Consider the following 19,423-nt stretch of genomic DNA (forward strand, 5'->3'; position numbering starts at 1 on the left):
TCCAACTCCATGACCGAATTTTTCGTATTTATTCTTCTTTACCACCAGTAATCGCCTTGACCTCGGCCAGCAGATTACCGAATTTTCCGTAGTTGACCTTCACGCCATCATCCAGATCGAGGGAGATGCGTTGGTCGGCGTAGGGGCGCAGGGCTTCGTCGAAGCGGCGGAGTTCTTCGAGCTGTTTGGTGAGCTTATCCTTGCGCTTTTGCAGGGCTTTTTGTTGGGCGCTGCTGGTGGCGCTGTCGATATCGTCCGAAAGCTTGTCGATACGGGCCTGCATGCGGCTTTGCAGCGGTACGACGTATTCCATGCGCATACGAGAGAGCGTGCCCTCGTTATAGCGATGCAGGTAAACCAGGCATTCGAAAGCTTTTTGCTTACCGCTGGAGAATAGCCAGTAAATCGGGCGCTTCTTGTAGGTTTGCAGGTGATCCTTGTAGAAGCTGGTGGACAGATAGCGGCGGATGACTTCGTCGGCGGACTCGCCAGCCTTACGACCTAGGCTGTCGGCCAGCCACTCCATATTCTCTACAAGTGTCTCAGCCCCCCAAACCACCTTGACGAACTCACGCACGCGCTCGGCGGCATCATCTTCAAACCAGGACTCGTCGGTGACGGGGATAATACCGTCAATATCCGCTGGGAATTTGGTGTAACGAGAGGCCGCGAAGCCGCTATTTCCGGTATGGGCATAGATCAGGCCCGGCTCATCGAGACTGTATCGGCCCATACCGCAGCCGATAGCGTAAGAGATCAGACGCTGCATGTCCTTTTCGCGGTTTGCTCTAGTAAGCGTAATCTGAGCACTATCCACTTCGGACGAAATTTCATTTTGCAAGCCATATGCATGGATCAAGATACTATTATTTTCTTCTTCCAGCTTTTTCGCCCTGCTAATTGACTCACTCAAGTAAATATTTCTATTTTCCCACGTGACAGCGAGTGAGCCCTTACAATATTCCACCAAATCCAAAGCTGTAAATCCCCAAGAGACCTCCTGAGAATCCCAGTCCCTTTTGGCAAGCGAAACTAAAAACCCAACATTTCTCCTTACTGCCTCGCGATCAAAATCAAGAATAGGAATTCTTGCTAGCTCCGCACTTGTGAAACTCATAGTCGGAGCCATTACTGCCAAATAGGTGTGGGCGACTTCTGAACACAAAAGCCCCATAACCACAGATACGTCCTCCTCCCTCTTACAGAATATAGACCGTCCTGTATCATCATAGACAAATCCGCCTTCTTTAAATCGCGCAGCGAAACGTCCTGTACTAAGCTTAGAATACGTAAGCCCACTACGAAAAAAAGTATCAGCGTTTCTCACGGCTGAACCCTCACAGGCTCTAATTCGCGCACCATCGCCTTCCCAATCTATAACAATCTCATTATTACCGTACCACTTACGATACAAACCACCACTATTACATGGGTACCATCTAAACGCTGTCGTTTCTGATTTATTTTTACAGTCAAACTTTATGTTAAAGAAATCCACCTCATGCCAACATCTCTGAAACTTAGCATTATCACCAGTAGATATGCCTGCTCGAAAATCGGCCATATCTCCGAGCGGTACACCAACTACAAATGGCTTCAAAATTTTATTACTAATCCAGTATGCAACTGGGCTGCCAGGGATTTTCGCAAAGTCATCTTGGGAAATTCCCTCATATCTGTTCTGACCAGTAATCAGCGCAGACTCTTTCTCAGTTCCTACACCATTCACCAATCGAAAAAACACAGGCTTGAAGCTCGACAAATACTCACCCTGTATTACAAAAGCTGTAGCCTGTACGACCTCACCAGTAATCTCGCTAAAGGCTCTGGCCCCCAAATGAGCCATAGTGTGAATGGTTCGACCAGTGAGCAAATTCACTCGCATCGCCTGATATGATGATTGAAACATCCAACCTTGCATGGTCACCATGCTGTTGAAACTGCTTGATTTGCACCATTCAAAGCCTCGCTCGATAAACATCGCAAACAGGTCAGCTTTGCTATCTTGAAAATTATTTTTTGCAAACTCTTTAACGGTTCGATTCATCCCCTTACTACCCATATAAGGCGGATTTGCTACCACCGCATCGTATTGCAGGGCTAACACGCTTGCAGGCCAGGCGAACTGCTCCAGCACCTGACAGGCATAGCTGCGTGACAAGTCATCACCCTTGCTTCGAACGGTAGCAAGCAGATCAAAAATTTTTCCCAGCTTGGCCTTAAGGACATCCGGCACGCTGATCAGCGAACCAAAGGTCTTTCCATGCTCAAACAACTGAATCAACTGGCGCAGGTCGAGAACCGTCAACCCAGAACTGTGCTGGGTTTCCAACTGCCCACCACCGAATAGCTGCCCCGAGTGGAATGCATCGCCACCCTCAATCTGGATAGCAGCATTGAGAATGACCCGGGCCATCTCCTCATCCGGCAGACCTGCACTTTGCTGGATGGCCATGACGTTGAGGTGTGGCGGGTTACCTTCGTCATCGAACAACCGGCGATCATCCTCGCGGGCCTTCATCAGGAGGGCAAAACCTGCCAACTGGGCTGCCCGGTCATCAATGTCGAGCCCATAAAGGTTCTTTTGCAGAATCAAGCGAGGAATATCGCGCAGACGATAACCACGCTCCTCATAGATGGCTCGCAGCAGATTGTAGGCCTCCACCAGGATATGGCCCGAACCACAGGCCGGATCGAGTACAGTCAATGACTCGGGATTGAGGCTTCCGCCATCCTCATCCATACGCACATTGATCAGCGCATCGAGTTGGGCCCGCACCTCTGGCGTCTGCTCCGCCGGCTCGATGTAGTACGGCATCCTCTCTTTAAGGCTGGAGCCTGGGTTGGCCATCAGCCACAGACGACCCAGGCTGTTCTGCACCAGGTACTGAACGATCCAGTTGGGAGTAAATAGCTGGGTGGCCGCGGGGATGTCCTCGCTCTTGACCACCTTGCCAATTACCTGGTCTTTCTTTTCGCTGATATAGAACTGATAGAGCCAGCCGATGATTTCGACTTCCTGCCAGTCCTCCTCCTCGATATCGCCCACCAAATGCGCGATCAGCGAGTCGGTACGCAGCAGGTTGTCCGGGAGCAGTAGCTCGGTGGCGTCGTCCAGTGCCTCGAAAAGAAACGGCATATAGCGATGCAGCTCATGGCACTGGGCGAGCAGGATCTCCCGGTACAGCACCTCGTCCTGGTTGCCTGCGGTCTTCAGGCGAATGGCCTCCTCCCTGTCCAACCCCGGCAGCTCCAGGTGCTGGACATGTTCGAGGATCTCGGGCTGTTGTAGCCCTTCGGGATGGCTCAACACACGGAAGCCATGGCTCAGATAGCCCTTGAGCTCCATAAAGCGGATGGCTACCAGCCGGTTGAACCAGGTGTAGGCCAGGGCTTCCATCACCGCGTCGAAGCCTTGCTGGCGGATACGCTGCGCCAGAGCGCTACGCTGCCTGGCGATACTCGCCGGGAAAGGCTGGCCACCAATCAGCAGCACATCACCAGTTTGTTCGACAGCGACCGGCATTTGCGGATCCAGGCCCAGGCGACGGGCGCGCTGGGTGACGGCCTCGATGAAATCGAGACGGGCCTGGGGTGCATATTTCTTGAGTGCGGAGCGATTCATGCCTGTTCCTTACGAGGTGACCTGGCCTTGCGCGGCTTGAGCGCACGGCCATACATCATTAGGTATTTGTCGAATTCAGTCTCTGGGCGTTGAAATCGTTCACTCGCTTCACACAGGAAGTACTTGAGCCGGACGATATCGCACCAGTTGGATGGTTTTTTCTTGGCGGACGGAGTTCGCCGCAGATGATTCATGGCGCGGAAATTGTGCTGATCGATGATCGGCACCTGGATCGGATGGATCAGGTGAGTCAGGTAGGCGCTGGTGATATAGCGCAGCCTACCCAGCCGCTTATCCCACCATTGAAAAGTGGTTTCAGGGGTGAATTGATCACCAGCAGATAACGCCCAGCCTCGAAAAGCAGGCCACAGACTCTCGATCTCGCCGATTAAGGCTTTCTGCTTCGAGGGATAGCTATCCTTGCCCCAATGCCCCCATTTCCAGAGCAGTGCGGCCAGGAGATCAACCTCCTCCGCTAGCGTAGAGAAGGTGTCCTTAAAGCCCTCATAATCGAGCGCGGGGTATTTTTTGAAGCTGTATAGCTCTAGATGCGAGGTATAGGTTGCCTTTACCTCATCAATAATTCTCTGCCAGTCGATAGCGTCCAGCGGCTCTTCCATGCCCATTGCATTTCTCCTCGGCGAATATGGCTACTGAAGGGCTGAAACGATACGAGCCCTAAGCGCCTCACGACGTTGCTCATAAAACGCCGGGAAATCGGCCAATGTCTCGGGAAGCTCGGTGATTTCCAGACCAGCCAGGTACTGCCGGCGCGCATGGGCATCCGGTTTGAACTGGGCATACCAGTCATGCGGCATCTTCTGGCGCTTCTGGTTGTTGATGCTGCCTTCGAGCAACTGGAGATTGGGCAGACGGTTGGCCTTATCAGCCACCTCCGCTACCAACTCCTCCGGGATGCCAGCTTTACGCAGCTGGGGCTTAGTGAAACGAGCCTGCGGGTAGATATGGTCGACATGGAAGTGCCTGGACAGGTCGAAGCCCGGAAAGATCAGCGAGAGCAAGGCAAAGGTTCGCTTGTCGCCATAGGGCAGCTCGACCAACTCGTCCAGCTCCTCCTCCGTGAAGGAAAGCGTCTTACCGCGCGCGGACATCACGCTTTCGATCTGGGATACAGGGAAGCCCGTCTGCGCATGGGTACGGATTTGCTCACGCAAGGCTGTCAGCAGGGTGTCCAGACCACTGCCCCAGATACCCGAGGCCTTGAGCAGGCTGCGAATCAGCCATTGGCGGACATTCTCTCGATCCTGAGCGTATTCGACTCGGGACAGGTAGCCCTCCCCTGGCTGACGCGCGAACAGATAGTAGGCAATCGGCAACAGGGCACTGTCGGCACGCAGGTTCTGGCTGTTGAAGCCGAAGCTGGCCAGCAGCCGCACCGACAGCAGCAAAGCCTCGCGGATGCGCGACCAGTTCTCCTCCAGCAAGGCCATGTTGGCCTTGTTGAAGTTCTCCACCTTGAACCCGACACTACCGATGTCCGACAGCATCAAGCCGGCCTTGAGCACCAGATCTTTACTGAAATTGAACTGATCACCCTCTTTATTCATCTGGTCGACCAGTTGGTGAATCTCCTGGCGAGCATCGAGCTTCGACCACTGCGCCACGGCGATGGACAGCAGCAAATCCGAGTAGGAAAGCGGTGTGCCTCCGCTGTTCATACGGATGAAGATATTCAGGACGCGCTCAAGATCCTGCTCGCCCTCTTCGTAGTAGCTGATGAGCTCTTTGTGATGAATCGTCCGGTAGAGATGGCGAAGGACTTTTTTCGCCTGCCGGCGCTGATCATTATTGAGATCGAGCTCGTCCAGGCTGTCGATCAGATCGTCTTCGCTCTCGCTCAGGACGCGCCCACAGCGCAGCCAGAGCTGGCCATCGTCCGTGAGCTCCGTTGCAGTCTCAGTGAGAAACTCAAAACGGTATTCGGAGCCGGTTTCCGCATCCGATTCGCCCAGCAGATCCAGATAAAGATGGCGAACCGGAAAGGCGTCGTTGCTCGACCACCATTTGCCTGGGAGCTTCCAAGCGTAGGAGCCACGCAGGCCGATATTGAGCGCTGTCATACGCTGCTGACCGTCGAGCACCGCGACCAGATCCCTCTCGGGAAGGGTTTTCAGCAGAGCACAGTGGTAATTGTCGCGCTCATGGTAGTCACGGACAAAATCGTAGAATTGGTACTCCTGGCGCTTTTCCGGTGCGATACGCCAGAACAGGAAGGTACCGAAGGGGTAGCCCTGCATAAGGCTGTCGAACAACCGACAGATCTGCTCTGGCCACCATACGAACTCACGCTGAATCGCCGGCAGGATGTACTCCTGGGAGGCGACCTTGTCCAACAACTGCTTGATTGTACCGCCTGGCTTGTACATGGCCGTTCCTTAGCGAATTTCAACGCGTTGATTGTCGGCGATTGCCTGCTCAAGCTCTTTACGCAGTTTGGCGAGGAAGCTGTCGATATCGGCTTGGGTCTCTATGTAGCCTGCTCCGGCGAACTGCTGCACATCGAGAATATGGCGTTTCTTCACCGGCACAGCCGGTGCCACCACAGCCACAGGCGCATCAGCCGCAGTTGACTCGGCTACAGGCAAACCTGGATTGCCGCCACCCGATGTCACTGGGCCTAAGCCCGTTGTAGCGGCTGCGCTCTTGGCTTTGGCCGCAGCTTGTTCGGCCAACAGGTGGAGATGGTCGATAGCGGCATCGGCTAGGTCGCGGGCTTCATCCAACATGTCGTTGATATGGGCCAGGCTGCGCTGCTTGGCGAGTTTCTGCCGGAGGTTTTGCAAGGGCAGCAGGCTCTTGTTGCGCTGCTCGGCACTGGCTTGCAGTGCATCCAGCTCCGCCACGACCTTGGCCAGTTGCTTCTCCAGCCAGGCATCGGCTCGCTGGTGGGCCTCCTTGAGAAAGGCATCATTGATCTGCGTGACCGCCTGGATCAGTCCCTCGCCCTCTCGAATCAGATTGAAAGGGGCTTTGGCGCTGAGAATTTCATCGATACGTGCCAGCGCCCGTGCCGCTTTTTCGTCCTTGTCCAGTTTGGGCCGGTTGGGCAGAAAATCTGCTTGAGCTGCACGCAGCTTGTCCCAGGCTGTTTTCTGGCTGGTGTGGAAGTTCTCAAGGTCGCCGTAGTTATCGGATAGGTCGAGCAGCGCAGAGCGCTCCTTGAGGAACAACTGGATGGTATCGAAACTATCTGGGGCCGCCTTGAGCTTACCGATCAGCTTTAGTCCCTGGTCGATATCGTCCAGGCCCGGGTATTGCCCACCCTGGGCGAGGGCCCGCCACTGCTTGAGATTACCCTCCCACTCCTCCAGACGGGTTTTCAGGTGGCTGTAGAGATTGTCCTCGCCATCCGGGGCAATCTTCTGGAACACGTCCTTGAATTGCTGACGGGCTTTTTGCAGTTCGCCGGAACCCACCTGCTGGCGTCTCTGGATCTCGGTGGTGCGCCAACGCGCCGGAGTGGAAATCTCATTCCAAACCTGATGCGGTGCCAGCGGGCCACCGTTGCCAATCAGACTGATCTCGCCCTTGAGCATCAGGCGAACGACCAGCAATACCGTCTCCCATTCGGGCCAACCATAAGGGCGGCGTCCATAGTGGGTTTCAGCGAGGTCATGCAGGACGATGCGACGCGACTGCGAGGCAAGTAGCTCGATGTGCTGGCTGACCTCCTTGAGCGCACGCGGATTGGCCTCGCCAGTGCTCTCAAGCCCCAGACCAGGGGTTAACGGTGTGGCGAGTAGTGCCTGGATTTCTTTCTGCGGGTCACTGCTCAGGTGCTGGATAAAACCTAGTTTGTTGAAGGTGTTGCGCACCAGGTAGTCGAGCGCCTCCTCCAGCAGCATCGGCGCACTGGCGGCCTTGGTTTCCAGCTTGTTGCCCGCGACATAGACCTCAGCCTCGCGTAGAAGGCGATCTACCGTGGCACTCAGGCGTTGCCGCCGTTGACGGTTCTCTTCTGCTCGATCCTGGAGAATCCGCTTGGTATTAAGCGGCAGGGTGCCATCGTTCTTGCGGGTGATGTATTTGTCGGTTTGCAGATACAGGCGAAGCTCGCGAGCCAGGTCACGGTCGTCCTCCAAACGCAGCAGCACGCTCCCCTCGCCCTGGCTGGATTCGAGGATGCAGCGCTGTTCGTTCCAGGTTTCCCGGTCATCCACCAATGGGCTGATCGCAGCGACCTGGAGGTCGCCGTCGATGCGGTTGCCCAGCGGATGCAGGTCGCATTGACGGTTGAGACCAAAGTCCTTGCCGTTATCAACGAAGCGGAATTTACGCTGGCCACGCAGGGCTTCGTCGAAGAGCAATTGGCCCAGTTCGCGTGCCTCGTCGGAGCTGGTGAGATCGACATCCTTGATCTCCCGGCTGATATCGCGTTCTTCGTTGGTCAGGAAGAAGAAGTCATCACCATTGCGGCTGACCAAGGTCTCTTTTTCCAGACGCTGGAGGCTGTCTTCGATCTGCTTGCGCAGGCCCTGGCGATCCGCGTCGATCTGATCGATGAACAGGGTGATCAGGTTATCGACGTTGCCCTTGATCTCATCAACGTAACGGATCAGGAACAAGGTTTTCAGAACCAGGGGATCGAAGTCTTGCAGGCTAGGGTTGCTCGCGGCATTGTCGATGGTGGATTTCACCACGCCTTCGAGGAAGCCCTCGATGGAAGGGTAGAAACGATAAAGCGGAACGAGAACACCAATGCCGCTATCGCCAACCGCCTTGGCTGCCGACTGGAAGGCATCCAGCAACGAACGTTCGCCACGGGCCAGGTGAGTGCCGGTGGCACCAGCCTTGCGGATGCTTTCAAAAATACGCTGCACCAGTTGGAACTGGTACGGCACAAAGGGATACACCGCGGCGAAGTTGTCTTCGTCAGTGAAGGCCTTGTAGGTACGCCCGGTGTTAGTGAAGCTGAGCTGATTGCGCAGGATGTCGGCCTTCTCGCGGTAGATCTTGCGCAGGGCATCCTTGGGCTCAGACTCCTTGTCGAGCAAACGGCGCTGGATGACTTCATCGACGTTACCGCTGGACAGTGACAGGCGCGTTTTGAAGCGGCCCTGAATCTTGGAGAAATCGTTGGCCTTGGAGGCGCGCACCTCACCGAGCACGGCATCGATGTCCTCTTGCGAGGTCACCAGCACCCAGGCACGACCACCACAAACGGTGCCGAGGTTTTCCGTGATGGTTTGCAGGTTGAGCATTAGGTGGGTGTCCTGGCCAATGAACTGGCCGATTTCATCCACTAGGAACACGATGCGGTGCTGTGCGCCCTGCTGGTCGAGATACTCTTTCACCCAGGCGGCAAAATTCTCCACCGACAGGCTGAAGTCGCTCTCAAAGCGCTCAATCCAGGCATCGGCATCCTTGATTTCCTGCCCCAGGGTTTGCGACAGGGCTGTGGCCAATGCATCAACCTGGAAGTGGTAGGCATCTCGCTCCTCCTCCCAGGTAGAGCCAGAAGCCGCGGCGAAGGCCTGCTTAAAGTCAGTGAATTTGTGCTGGCTGTCGAGGTAACGCTCCATGTGGGCGATATGCGGGTGATCACCGCAGTAGCCGAGCTTCTCGTTGAACACCTTGAGGAAGACGCGAAGGATGGCATCACGCCCCTCACTGGCGTCAGCCTTGCTGTCAATATTGAACAGCAGCACATCAGTGTCTGCCGCAATAGCGCGTTTGATGTCCGCAGCCAACAGGGGATCGGCAATCTTCTCCTCGAAGAAGTCGATGGCTTTGCGGGTGATCCCCTCCTTGCTGACCTGTTTGTTTTCCAGCAGATAGGAAAGGATCTTCAAGAAGTGCGATTTACCCGAACCGAAGAAACCGGAGATCCACACCCCTACTCGCCCGGCTGCATCCTTGGGATTGTCCAGGGCAGCCAGGTAGCTTTCGAAAAAGCTGCGCAGGTGCTGGTCAAGCTCGCGAGTGATGACGTACTCATCAAGCTCCTGCCAGACCGATTCAGCATCGTCCTGGTCAGCCTTGATCACGCCATTGATTGAGCGGTGAATGGAGCGGGTAAACAGATTTTTGATCAGCACGGTGGACTTCCTTTTCAGCTCACCAGACGGAAAGCGCGGTAATAGGGTTTCTCGCCCAGCTGGGCGAATAGTTGAAGCGACTGGCCGTCGTAACGGCCTGGATAGAACAACACGACCGGCGTCTGCCCCATAAAAGGCTGGAGGTTGTTCAACAGGTTGTGTGTGCGAATAAGCGGATAGGCGCTGCCGACGCCAGTGATAAACAGGATGCTGTACTCGTTCGGCGGGTAGCGCCCAACCAGTTCCCTGGCAACCTTTCCCGCATCCAGCGGAGCCTTGAGGGCTTTTTGCAGTGCTTCGTCACCCTTCTGCGCTTGCAGATCGATGGATTTTTCCAGCAGCTTTCGACCGTTGAGCATGTCTAGGAGCAGCTCGAACAGATTGACGAAAGCAACCTTGAGCTCCGGGCGACGCTTGGCAATCGCCCCCTGCAAAAAACGAATGTGCTCGCGCACCTTCTCTTCGTCCTGCGGCGGGTAATCGAATGCGTAGAACGGCACCTCATTGCCCAACCCCTGACCACCGAGAAAATCATCGGAAGTCACCCGGTCGAGAATTTGATTGAGGCGTTCGTCGAGGTTATTCACGGGCATACCTGAAGGCAGTCGAGCACATACTGCTCATTGTGTTGGCGTAGATAGTTCAGAACAGCAGGCTCAATGGGCTGACTACGCAGCCGTAGGCTACGGGTGTCCTCAAGGAAACCAGACTCAGCCAGCATACGTATGGCATTTTGCCTTAACTTACCCCGAGTAGAGTCGCTCAAGGTAGGCATATCTGGCTGAGCACGCTGGCAATCTTCGATATAGGCGTCCCAGTGACGAGCCTCCAGGTGCGTGGCAAAACGACGGAACTGATCTCGCACAACCGTGCGCAGGAAATCACCGAACAAGGGCGAAAATTTCACAGTTGCCGCCAAGACCGCATGAGTAGCGACAGGCATGCTGCCGTCGCGCACCAGTTGCCAGAGATCTGCATCCATCGTTTGCAAGCGGGCACGCGCCAAATTGGCATAGGTCGCTGCCGTCTTGGCCGTGCGCTTTTGCAGCACATTCAGCTCATGCACTTGCTTTTCCCATTCCCGAGGTTCCACGTCCTGCAACAGCAGGCCAGCAACGATGCGGGCCTCGGGCACAATCAATGAGCATTTGGTGAAATTGGCCAGGTAAACACTGCTCATAAGGGCTTCGAACTCATCAACCACATCAAAGTGCCTATTTTGAGTGCCGGCCGGACTGAGCGCCAGCGACAAACGTCCCAGCGCCGAGCACATCCAGGAGAGCGAGGTGATGGGCGAATCGAGAACACACCCGACACCACTACAGGCATGACCGCCGTTGCTCTCCTGTCGTCCCTGCCGCCGGTAGGTGCCGGATAGGTCAAGCAATCGACGTGTCCAAAGGACATGCCAAATCCATCCCGAGATGGTCATGCCTTGCTCCTGGCAGCATGCAGGGACTCATCCTGCATTGCCGCCTCTAGTAGCTGGGTTTTGCGCTTCAGCTGTTCGACATGCGCACGCTCTGCACGCAGCGCCGCTTGCAGCCCAAACTGCTGGCCTAGAAGATCGCGCTGACCATCGCACAAAGCTTCAACCTGCTGGAGCAAATCCCGGCGCGTCGAGCGCAGACTGCTGATACGCAGTTGCTGACAGAACAGAGCCAAGGCGAGCAGCAAGACCAGTCCTGCTGCCAGGCCTATGACTGCCCATAGCTGTGTGAATGACGCCATCTCGGATCCTCTGACTGCTGGTTCCTTGCCCTCAGGGGCAATATATGCAATCAGAATTTACACATCTATAGTGTTTACATTAACAGGTAAACTTTTCAAGCATACAAGGGCATGCCCTGGCTCAAGAAAATGCAGCGGCTCTGCTGGAGTCTTGCGGCGAAGCTGAATACAGCGACTCAGGCAATGTCTGCAACCTGCAAGTCCAGGCCAACCATAGACTCTTGGCTGAATCCTGTTTCCGATGCCAACAGATCAGACACGTACTCAAGCCCCAATCTCTGCTTGCGCAGCCAATCCCTTGCTTCGACTTGCCTGGTGAAGTCGTGTGGTTTATCCAGCCTCCTGCAAATCAGTTCGGAGCGCGTTTTTTTGGTCGGAATTACCAGCCCATCGGCCTTATCGGTACAGAAACTGTTGAGTAGCCCTTGTGGATCGAAATCTGGAAAGCAGATGACTCTCCTGACACCAGCCAATGCCTTAGCTACGGCAGCGGGCGAGTACTGAGGACTTCCACGGAAAATCATTGGAGTCCGACTCATCCCTACTGGCCAGAGATAGTGATGAAGGTGATACATAGGGCTGAGGTTTTCGACCAGCACGACTTGTTCTGCTCCATGGAGCGCGCTTGCCTGAAGTTGAAGAACAGCCCCCGTGGGCAGGGTGAAATCCCCTTCAGGTAGTGACAGGACGCCACACCCAGATCCGACCAAAATAATATCTCTGCTCACCTCCTCACCCGATAGTTTTTCGCTACGGGTCTTCTGCGCCAACGACATCCTGTCTAGCTCACCGTCGAGAGGCCTCTCTTTCAAGAGATCAAAGCCATACTCGTTCCTCACAAGATCGCGAAGGTACTTGTGATCTGCCGCCGTCAGACTAAATCGTGCCCCTTGCTTTGTGCCTATTTCGTACTGCGCATTAAGGCGTTTCCATAGCTTATTGGCTGGGACGTAATCTTTTACGAAAGCTACCGCATCGGCGATAGCCCTAATGTCACCCGGCTTGATCATAGATGGGAGCCCCCTAGGCATTCTGGATGCATCAGTACTACAAGGCTCTGACGCGAGGTTGATCAAGGGAATGCTCTGAGCAGATCCAAATATCCGTGATGTACTGATTCGCTGAGTATCGGCTCATTGGAAGCTCTTCGGGAACGATACTGAAATTCAGCTTTCCACCCGCATTTTTGACTTCTGACTGAAGCACAAGTAGGTAGTTGTCCAAAGCACACAGCCAGACCTTGAGGTCAGCCTCCGGGTGGCCATTCAAGAGCCAATAATCCACAGCCGATTGAGGAACCCGAGCCTGCTTGTAGGCCTCTAGCATCGCGATCAGGTGAGGCTCAGCAAAAGGTGGTACCTCTTCCTCCTGCTCCAACTCAACGTCGGGCACTAACGAGTACTCACCTTCTGGCCTTTGAACCACATCCCGTAAACTCCGCTCCTTGGGAGGAGGAAGGCTGGCGATAATCGACTCCAGCTGAGCGACGTAGTCAGCATCTGTGTGCCCTGCAACCGCATGCGCAAACAAACTCATGCCACGAGCACGGATATTCCCGGAGTACGTTGTCGCGTCCTGCATGGGGAGTAGATCTAGGATGTTTCCACTATCCAGCCAGGCATCAACGACAAGGATCAGTTGGCGTTGCCGCTTGCGCTTACGAACAGCAACGCTGAGCTTGTTCAAACGAGAAATGAGGTCGTGCAGCTGAGCGCGCTGCTTGGAGAGTGCGCTGAGGAAAAACTTCACAATCACTCGATGCAAGGTGCGGTCATCACGACAAAGCGGTGCTAGGCTCTCGTACGTGAACAAGCTCAGCCGGTCATGGATATGCACCAAACGATCCGCCACATGGCGAATTTCACGCAGTTGATCGGAGAGGCTATTAGTAAAATTGAAACCAGCCTCAACAAACATTCTTGTTGAAACAATCTCGCCGCGAATTGCTTTGATAATCTGGCGTAACCGTAAACTCAGCTTCTTCTCAATGCGTGCCATTCTGTCGACACTGCCGCTATCACGTGCGCTCTCGTAGGATTCGCATAGATTCGTAATGGCAATGATGCTTTCTTCCAAATCTAGAGCGGCTCTCTCAAATCCCGTCATCGAAATTTGAGCGCCCAGGTCAAGCATCAACGACGACAGGCTGTAGACCCCGTCATCAACATCAATAAGATTTTTAGCGATCAGCCATGATAGGAGTTTCTTCTGCCCCTTTTCTTGGGCAGTGACTCCGAGCTCGTCGGAGTTTGCCAGCAACTCAAGCAGCTCCGCGTTGGCGGCGACACTCTGCCCAAATCGCTTCCAGTCTTCAGCCTTCAAAGCTCCAAGCCTCCCTGCACGGCAGCTAGCTCATGACGGTTTTCAGGCTCGGCAATTTCGTGATACGCAGCCACCCACTCCAGGGCCATGAAGACATAACCCATTTTCCCGGTTACTACAAAATTTGCGCTTTGCGTGTTTGCGCGCACAAGGAAGCCTTCATCTGTTAAGGCCTCAAGCGCTCTACCCAGGCTGTCTTTGTTATCACGGGCGGAACTGATACGCCTGAAGATTTGGTGTCCCGCAAGATCACGAAGCATCTCTGCGTAAGTGGTATTGGCCTCGATAGCCTCGATCAGCCTAGAGAAAGTAACCTCCTCACCTGGAGCCAAGTACACATCGCCGCCTTCAGCCCGGCTATAGAGACGAATAAAATCCAGTAAGGGTTTGATCTGATCACGAAGCCACACCAGCTCACTGGCCACAGACTGACGATCCTGAGGTGAGTCGAGCGATGCGTACCCCGCATAAAACGTATCCGGTGCGGCCTCATCGCCAATACGTGCCAGCACCCGCCCCAGTGGCAGCAACCCCTGTTCCACTCGCTCAACTAGATCCCGATCAAGCATGGCCTGGTGAAGATCCGGTTGACTGAATGGGCAGATGAATCCCCCCTGAAGCAGTATCTCAAGGCACTCACGCAAACGACTCATGCGCATACCCCCGCTTCCTGGCTCTCACCAATTTCGTCATTTAATACCTGAAGTGGATTCGTGCGTGGCGGCAGGTACTGAGTGACGATGACCCGCTCTTTATGACGACGTAAGGTGTAACAATGCTGAAAACGGCGAAGTAGCTCAGGCGCGCCACCCGGGAAGCCAGCCAACATCCTGATGTGCCGATTGTTGAAATAGCTAACCAACGAGATGACGTTCTCGGGCGCGATTTCGAGGGCCTCATCAAACGGAATAGACATCTCAAAGTCGGCCGTATCCCGAAGCAGCTCAAAAAGCGATACATAGATCATGTAGACGATAATCCTTGAAAGCCCCTGGCTACTGATACCTACCAGTTGATTGTTCGTGGTTGCGACTTTGTGACTGCCCTGGTCATCCACTCGCACGGAAACATCAAAGCAGTTGGAAAGTGTTGCGCCAAACGCACCGTCTGTAAGTTTCTGCTCTACCTGCTTCATCGCGGCAATAAACGAAGCCGCTGGCAACACATCGGCACCTAGGGCTTTCCAGCGTGCAAACTCACGCACATAGGTATCTAATTCATCCCAAAAGTCCAACGCATGGATTCGAGATGACACATGAAACTCAAAATTTCTGATCGCTGGGAAAGCACCTAATGTCTCTCCGGCTTTGTCCGTAGCCCTTTTACCTAGTTTCAAAATCGTTTTATGCAGATCCTTGAGCTGTCCTCGACTATTCTCCAGTTCGGTAGACAGGTTGTGGATTTGCATGATCAGCAACCGTTTATGATCGGGCTGACTATTGAGCAGGTCTAACAGTGGCGGCGCTGCGTAAACCCACGCTTGGTATTCATCGTCAGCATCTGCCGTGGCCTGGCTGTAGATCCTACTGACCTTCGCGCCTTGGTGGGTGTGGGCAAGAGAACGTACAGGGCCGCGGACAAACCGATCATGGATGGTGCGAAGCAATTCACGCCCTGTGTCTGCAAGGCGCTTACGGTTAAGGGCCAACTGCGATGCCTGGTATTCCAGTTGAGCTACGGACATACCTTTAGGTATAGGCTCCGACGTGTTCGCCGCAACACTCGATAGGCGACCAATAACCTTGGCCAGTCGTTGTTGGTCTTGACTAACGACCTCCCATCTATCCTTAAGTAGCTTGCGCTCCTTGCTATATAACTTTCGCTGCGCGTCAAGCTCCTGCTCAAGGCGCGCCTTTTCCCTCTCAGCCTGCTCCAGCGCTGCCTGCTTCTTTGATAACTCAAGACCAAGCTGGGGCAGTCGAGGAAGGTCATAGGCCAGGAAGAGCTCATAGCTTTCAATGAGGCTACGCGAGTCGTTACAGCGTCTGATTTTCTGATCTAAATCGCCAATTTCGCTCAGGAGCTGGTTGCGCTGAAGATTATTGATACCCTTGGAAGCAAGATCTTTTTCAAGCGCCGCATGCACTGCTTCGATCTGGTGTTTTTCCTCACGCCTGAATCCATCTACCTGCTTGTCATAGCTTTGCTTATAGCTTTTCTTCTCGGCTTCAAGCGCTTCCATATGGAGATTGGCTTCATTTTTAATAGCCAGGCGCTCCCGGCCAAATGCTGCTTCTACAAGCTTTAACGCCTGTGCAGCCTCCTCGGCCAAAGCTGTCACCTCGATCAGCTCAGCATTCAAACGTTCCAGGCTCTCGCGATGCTCGGCTTCAGCCCGTTCACATAAAGCTTCGTGAGCACTGATTTGAGTTCTCAAATTAGCGTCGCACTCACTCCATTTTCTGCTGAGCTGCTCTGATACCTGTTTCTGGTGTTTCAACTTCCCAGAGAGCTGGTCGGCCTCTTTCTGAATTCTTGCCTGTTCTTGGTCGAGATCATCGAGCTGAATAGCCAACTCAGCAATCTGCATGCGCATTTGCTCCAGATTGGCAATCAAGCCATCGTCAAGGCGCTCTAGATCGATCTCGTACCCATAAAGTGAGTTACCGTCCGCTCCCGATAATCGGGGAGAAAGGTCTGTACGCAAGAGAATCTCAGCAGGAACAACCTTGGAAATAGTGGATACCCAATCGGGCGAGCCCTCCGGACAGTGCCGAAGAAATCCAAGAAACGAGTCACGACCAGGCTCGCATTGACGCTTGAGTTCCTCCTGAAGCCTGACAATTTCATTTCGGTTGTTGGCAATGTTCTGCGCTCCTCGGGCGCAGTCATCAAGCCCTTCCTGAATCTTTCGAGTGTCCCCTTGGCATTGGACTATTAGGTCATTAGTTTCATTAAGGGACGCATTCAGGCCACGTATCGTTGTGTTGGCCTCATCGATAGCGATCTGGTTCTCGGGCGAAACCTTCATCCTACCCAGCTGCGCATACTCACTCCGCAATTGCCCACAACGCACCTCTAGCCTAGTCACATTCTGGGTGAGGGCCTGAGTTTCAGCTCGCTCCCTTGCCTGGCAGGCATCATTACCCTGCTCTCTCTGGGTATTGATCTCTACGGAGCGACACTCAAAATCATCGACAGCTGTCTTGTAGTTCGTCTCTAGAGATTCTTTTTCACGGACAAAGTCGTCTTTAATTTGCTGGACTCTGATCTCAGCAAAACGGCGTAGATCGGCCCCCTCTCGCTCAATATTATTCAGAAGCTGGCGCTTCTCACTGACCGAAGAACACATCCCTTCGAAACGTTGATGCAAAACCCGTAGCTCATCAATGCCATGCTGCTGAAAGCCTTCCTGCTTTTCTTCGACCATTTTCAGAGACTGTTCAGCCGTCGTGGCGGCAACACTGGCTTCGCTAACCTTCAGCCCCACCTTACTCCGCAAGTCACTGGCCTGCTCGTTGAAATCATTCTCCTTATTGGCCAGCACACTCACTTCGTCATTGATCAGTCTACTTTCTGCCTCACGCTCGTCATTGAGCAAAGCAGCCCAACTACGAAGCTTACCCATCTCGGCTATACACGCTTCAAACTCGTGACGGGTCGTATCAAGATCCACGATGGTTCTGCCCAGCTCTTCAAGCGCCAGATATCCGTCTCGCGAATCCAGGATCTCCTTAAACGACTGCACCGAAAAAGTCTTAAGCATCTCAGCAGGATTGACACTGTCCTGATCCAAAATACTGGCCATGGTCGACTTCATGGAGTCAAAAGTACCTTTGCTCTCGATAAGCGCGACAGTTAGACGATCAAGGCCAGATAGATGCTTGCCACGCGGAGCCAACGAAAATGCTGAACGCATCGTGCGAACCAGGTTTCGCTTGTCGACACCTTCAATGCCTTCAAGGTTATTGGAGTCGGTGTTGAAAAGAATTGTGCGGCCGTAATACAGAGGCGGAATTTGCGCGGTGCAATCCACCCCCTGCTTCGACATGTGACGTTGGAGATCAGACGACATGACCATGCGTCCGGCTTCGATATCTTCATAAATGAGCTCGTTACGCCAGCCACTTTTCACAAAGCGATAAGCGTAGGTGTCGCTGCTTCTGTGCATGACAACGCAGCGTGGGTGGCTCTCCCAATTCAGATATTCAAAGACGATGAAGCTGGTCGGGTTGGGTAGATACCAATCGGCAAACGATTTCTTGTTCGAGTCCGCGGCAATCAACTCCCCTGGTTTGATGCCATAGAAAATTGGGATCAGCCGCATGAAGCTAGTCTTCCCAATGCCATTGGTACCCATGATGGCTGTGTTGCCATCCAGACAAAGGTCAGCCTTGGTACCACGGCACAACGAATCAATAAGTACGATCCTAACTAGCTTCGACATGAAACACTCCTTTGTGCATCGGCCAATCGCCTGAGATTCCAAACGAAGCGATAGGCCCAACCAAGACAAGCTCTCCCAGGCAACGAGCCAACGAGCCACGCCGGCATCGATACCGTCGTTGATAGCCCTCACCAATATATGTAATCTACCTATACATATCTATAGTGTTTACCTAAACAGGTAAAATTTTCACGCACATGGAGAAAGCATGAAAAGAACACAGACGGTCGAGCAGGTTCGCTGGGATCTGGCCCTACGTTACCGACTCATTGAAACGGTGGCTTGGTGGGAAGGTCGCTTGACGACCAATCATCTGATGCAGAGCTTCGGGATCAGTCGACAACAAGCCTCTAAGGACATCAACACCTACATCACCGAACATGCACCCAAAAACCTTACATATGACAAGCATATTAAGGGCTATGTGCCTGCCAAAGGCTTCAAACCGCGGTTCATCGATGATAGCGCCAGCGCGTATCTGCACTTGCTCAACCAGAACCATGAACGCGCGCCACATATTGAAGGCTTGGCCCTGGCATATGCTCATACGGAGGTTGTACAGGTGGCTGATCGCTCGATTCGCCCCGAGATCCTTCGCCCTCTCCTCAGGGCGTGCCGGGAAGGCCTCCGTCTTGAATGCGAATATGTTTCCCTGAAGAACCCCATTCCAGAGGTGCGCCTAATTGCTCCGCACACCCTCGTGTACACCGGGATGCGCTGGCATATACGTGCGTACTGCGAGAAGAATGGTGACTACCGAGATTTCGTGTTGAGTCGCTTCAGAGGGGATCTGGACACACTCGGTAATTCAGAATGGGCACGAGACCAGGATGAAGGCTGGTCTGCTGAGGTCACCATCATCATTGAGCCTGATCCCAGGCTGAAGCCCGCGCAAAGGGAAATTATCGAAACGGACTACGGGATGAGAAACGGCCAGTTGCTGATCCCCAGCCGAGGAGCACTTGCTCAGTATGTTTTGCAGCGCTATCAGATCGATCCACACAAGATTCAATCACGCGCGAGCGCCCAGCAGATTGTCGTGGCCAATCTGGATGAGATTCAGCCATGGCTGTACCAATAAGCTCTCTACTCTGTAATGCCCGACTTCCTGGGCATTGAGGCTGAAAATGGCGCTTAACGCCCAGAAAACTGTGCATTAGAGGTCGCACGTGGTTGCATGCACGCCCGGATCGCTTCGGCACCGAAATCTATTTGCACCTCAGTGACTATGACAGACAGGCTGAATCACGCTTATGCCATGCCTATGCACTGATCAAGAATTGCTCTGAAAAGATGGCA

At 53.9% G+C, this 19,423-nt stretch carries 12 protein-coding genes; 1 reads left to right on the forward strand and 11 read right to left on the reverse strand.

Annotated features, from left to right (window positions below):
- Positions 1-28 precede the first annotated feature (28 nt).
- The 11 genes from pglX to VV867_RS17480 form a co-directional block, all read right to left on the reverse strand.
- Positions 29-3,625: a BREX-1 system adenine-specific DNA-methyltransferase PglX gene (gene pglX / locus VV867_RS17430; RefSeq protein ID WP_328567111.1), complete on the reverse strand. Its 3,597-nt coding sequence runs from the start codon at positions 3,623-3,625 to the stop codon at positions 29-31.
- On the reverse strand, positions 3,622-4,251 hold the full coding sequence (locus VV867_RS17435) for a hypothetical protein (RefSeq protein WP_328567112.1): 630 nt from the start codon (positions 4,249-4,251) through the stop codon (positions 3,622-3,624). Before VV867_RS17435 ends, pglX begins: the two co-directional genes overlap by 4 nt.
- Positions 4,252-4,275: 24 nt before the next feature.
- Positions 4,276-6,012: a DUF262 domain-containing protein gene (locus VV867_RS17440; protein WP_328567113.1), complete on the reverse strand. Its 1,737-nt coding sequence runs from the start codon at positions 6,010-6,012 to the stop codon at positions 4,276-4,278.
- Positions 6,013-6,021: 9 nt separating this feature from the next.
- A complete protein-coding gene (brxC, locus tag VV867_RS17445) occupies positions 6,022-9,684 on the reverse strand; it encodes a BREX system P-loop protein BrxC (RefSeq protein WP_328567114.1) in 3,663 nt (1,220 codons plus the stop codon).
- 14 nt (positions 9,685-9,698) lie between these two features.
- A complete protein-coding gene (locus VV867_RS17450; protein ID WP_328567115.1) occupies positions 9,699-10,277 on the reverse strand; it encodes a DUF1788 domain-containing protein in 579 nt (192 codons plus the stop codon).
- The gene (locus VV867_RS17455) at positions 10,268-11,116 is read right to left on the reverse strand and encodes a DUF1819 family protein (protein ID WP_328567116.1); all 849 of its coding nucleotides are present in this window, start codon (positions 11,114-11,116) and stop codon (positions 10,268-10,270) included. Before VV867_RS17455 ends, VV867_RS17450 begins: the two co-directional genes overlap by 10 nt.
- A complete protein-coding gene (locus VV867_RS17460; RefSeq protein WP_328567117.1) occupies positions 11,113-11,361 on the reverse strand; it encodes a hypothetical protein in 249 nt (82 codons plus the stop codon). The genes VV867_RS17455 and VV867_RS17460 overlap by 4 nt, the downstream gene beginning before the upstream one ends.
- Positions 11,362-11,591: 230 nt before the next feature.
- Complete coding sequence (locus VV867_RS17465; protein ID WP_328567118.1) at positions 11,592-12,425, reverse strand: DUF7281 domain-containing protein; 834 nt, start codon at positions 12,423-12,425, stop codon at positions 11,592-11,594.
- A 37-nt stretch (positions 12,426-12,462) separates the two neighbouring features.
- A complete protein-coding gene (locus VV867_RS17470; RefSeq protein ID WP_328567119.1) occupies positions 12,463-13,737 on the reverse strand; it encodes a hypothetical protein in 1,275 nt (424 codons plus the stop codon).
- The gene (locus tag VV867_RS17475; protein WP_328567120.1) at positions 13,734-14,396 is read right to left on the reverse strand and encodes a hypothetical protein; all 663 of its coding nucleotides are present in this window, start codon (positions 14,394-14,396) and stop codon (positions 13,734-13,736) included. The genes VV867_RS17470 and VV867_RS17475 overlap by 4 nt, the downstream gene beginning before the upstream one ends.
- Positions 14,387-18,124, reverse strand: coding sequence for an ATP-binding protein (locus VV867_RS17480; RefSeq protein WP_328567121.1), 3,738 nt, complete (start codon positions 18,122-18,124; stop codon positions 14,387-14,389). The genes VV867_RS17475 and VV867_RS17480 overlap by 10 nt, the downstream gene beginning before the upstream one ends.
- Before the next feature lie 208 nt (positions 18,125-18,332).
- On the opposite strand from VV867_RS17480, the gene VV867_RS17485 reads away from it, so the two are divergent.
- Positions 18,333-19,205: a helix-turn-helix transcriptional regulator gene (locus VV867_RS17485; RefSeq protein ID WP_328567122.1), complete on the forward strand. Its 873-nt coding sequence runs from the start codon at positions 18,333-18,335 to the stop codon at positions 19,203-19,205.
- The last annotated feature ends 218 nt before the right edge of the window (positions 19,206-19,423 follow it).

Origin of the sequence: Pseudomonas sp. JH-2 (assembly GCF_036231725.1) — a bacterium.
GTDB classification, from domain to species: Bacteria; Pseudomonadota; Gammaproteobacteria; order Pseudomonadales; family Pseudomonadaceae; genus Pseudomonas; species Pseudomonas delhiensis.

Bases quoted from the DNA above. Each gene is read 5' to 3' on its own strand.
- VV867_RS17480 (WP_328567121.1), bottom strand. From the start codon at position 18,124: ATGTCGAAGCTAGTTAGGATCGTACTTATTGATTCGTTGTGCCGTGGT.
- pglX (WP_328567111.1), bottom strand. From the start codon at position 3,625: ATGAATCGCTCCGCACTCAAGAAATATGCACCCCAGGCCCGTCTCGAT.
- VV867_RS17475 (WP_328567120.1), bottom strand. From the start codon at position 14,396: ATGCGCATGAGTCGTTTGCGTGAGTGCCTTGAGATACTGCTTCAGGGG.
- VV867_RS17465 (WP_328567118.1), bottom strand. From the start codon at position 12,425: ATGATCAAGCCGGGTGACATTAGGGCTATCGCCGATGCGGTAGCTTTC.
- VV867_RS17440 (WP_328567113.1), bottom strand. From the start codon at position 6,012: ATGTACAAGCCAGGCGGTACAATCAAGCAGTTGTTGGACAAGGTCGCC.
- VV867_RS17435 (WP_328567112.1), bottom strand. From the start codon at position 4,251: ATGGGCATGGAAGAGCCGCTGGACGCTATCGACTGGCAGAGAATTATT.
- VV867_RS17455 (WP_328567116.1), bottom strand. From the start codon at position 11,116: ATGACCATCTCGGGATGGATTTGGCATGTCCTTTGGACACGTCGATTG.
- VV867_RS17450 (WP_328567115.1), bottom strand. From the start codon at position 10,277: ATGCCCGTGAATAACCTCGACGAACGCCTCAATCAAATTCTCGACCGG.
- VV867_RS17485 (WP_328567122.1), top strand. From the start codon at position 18,333: ATGAAAAGAACACAGACGGTCGAGCAGGTTCGCTGGGATCTGGCCCTA.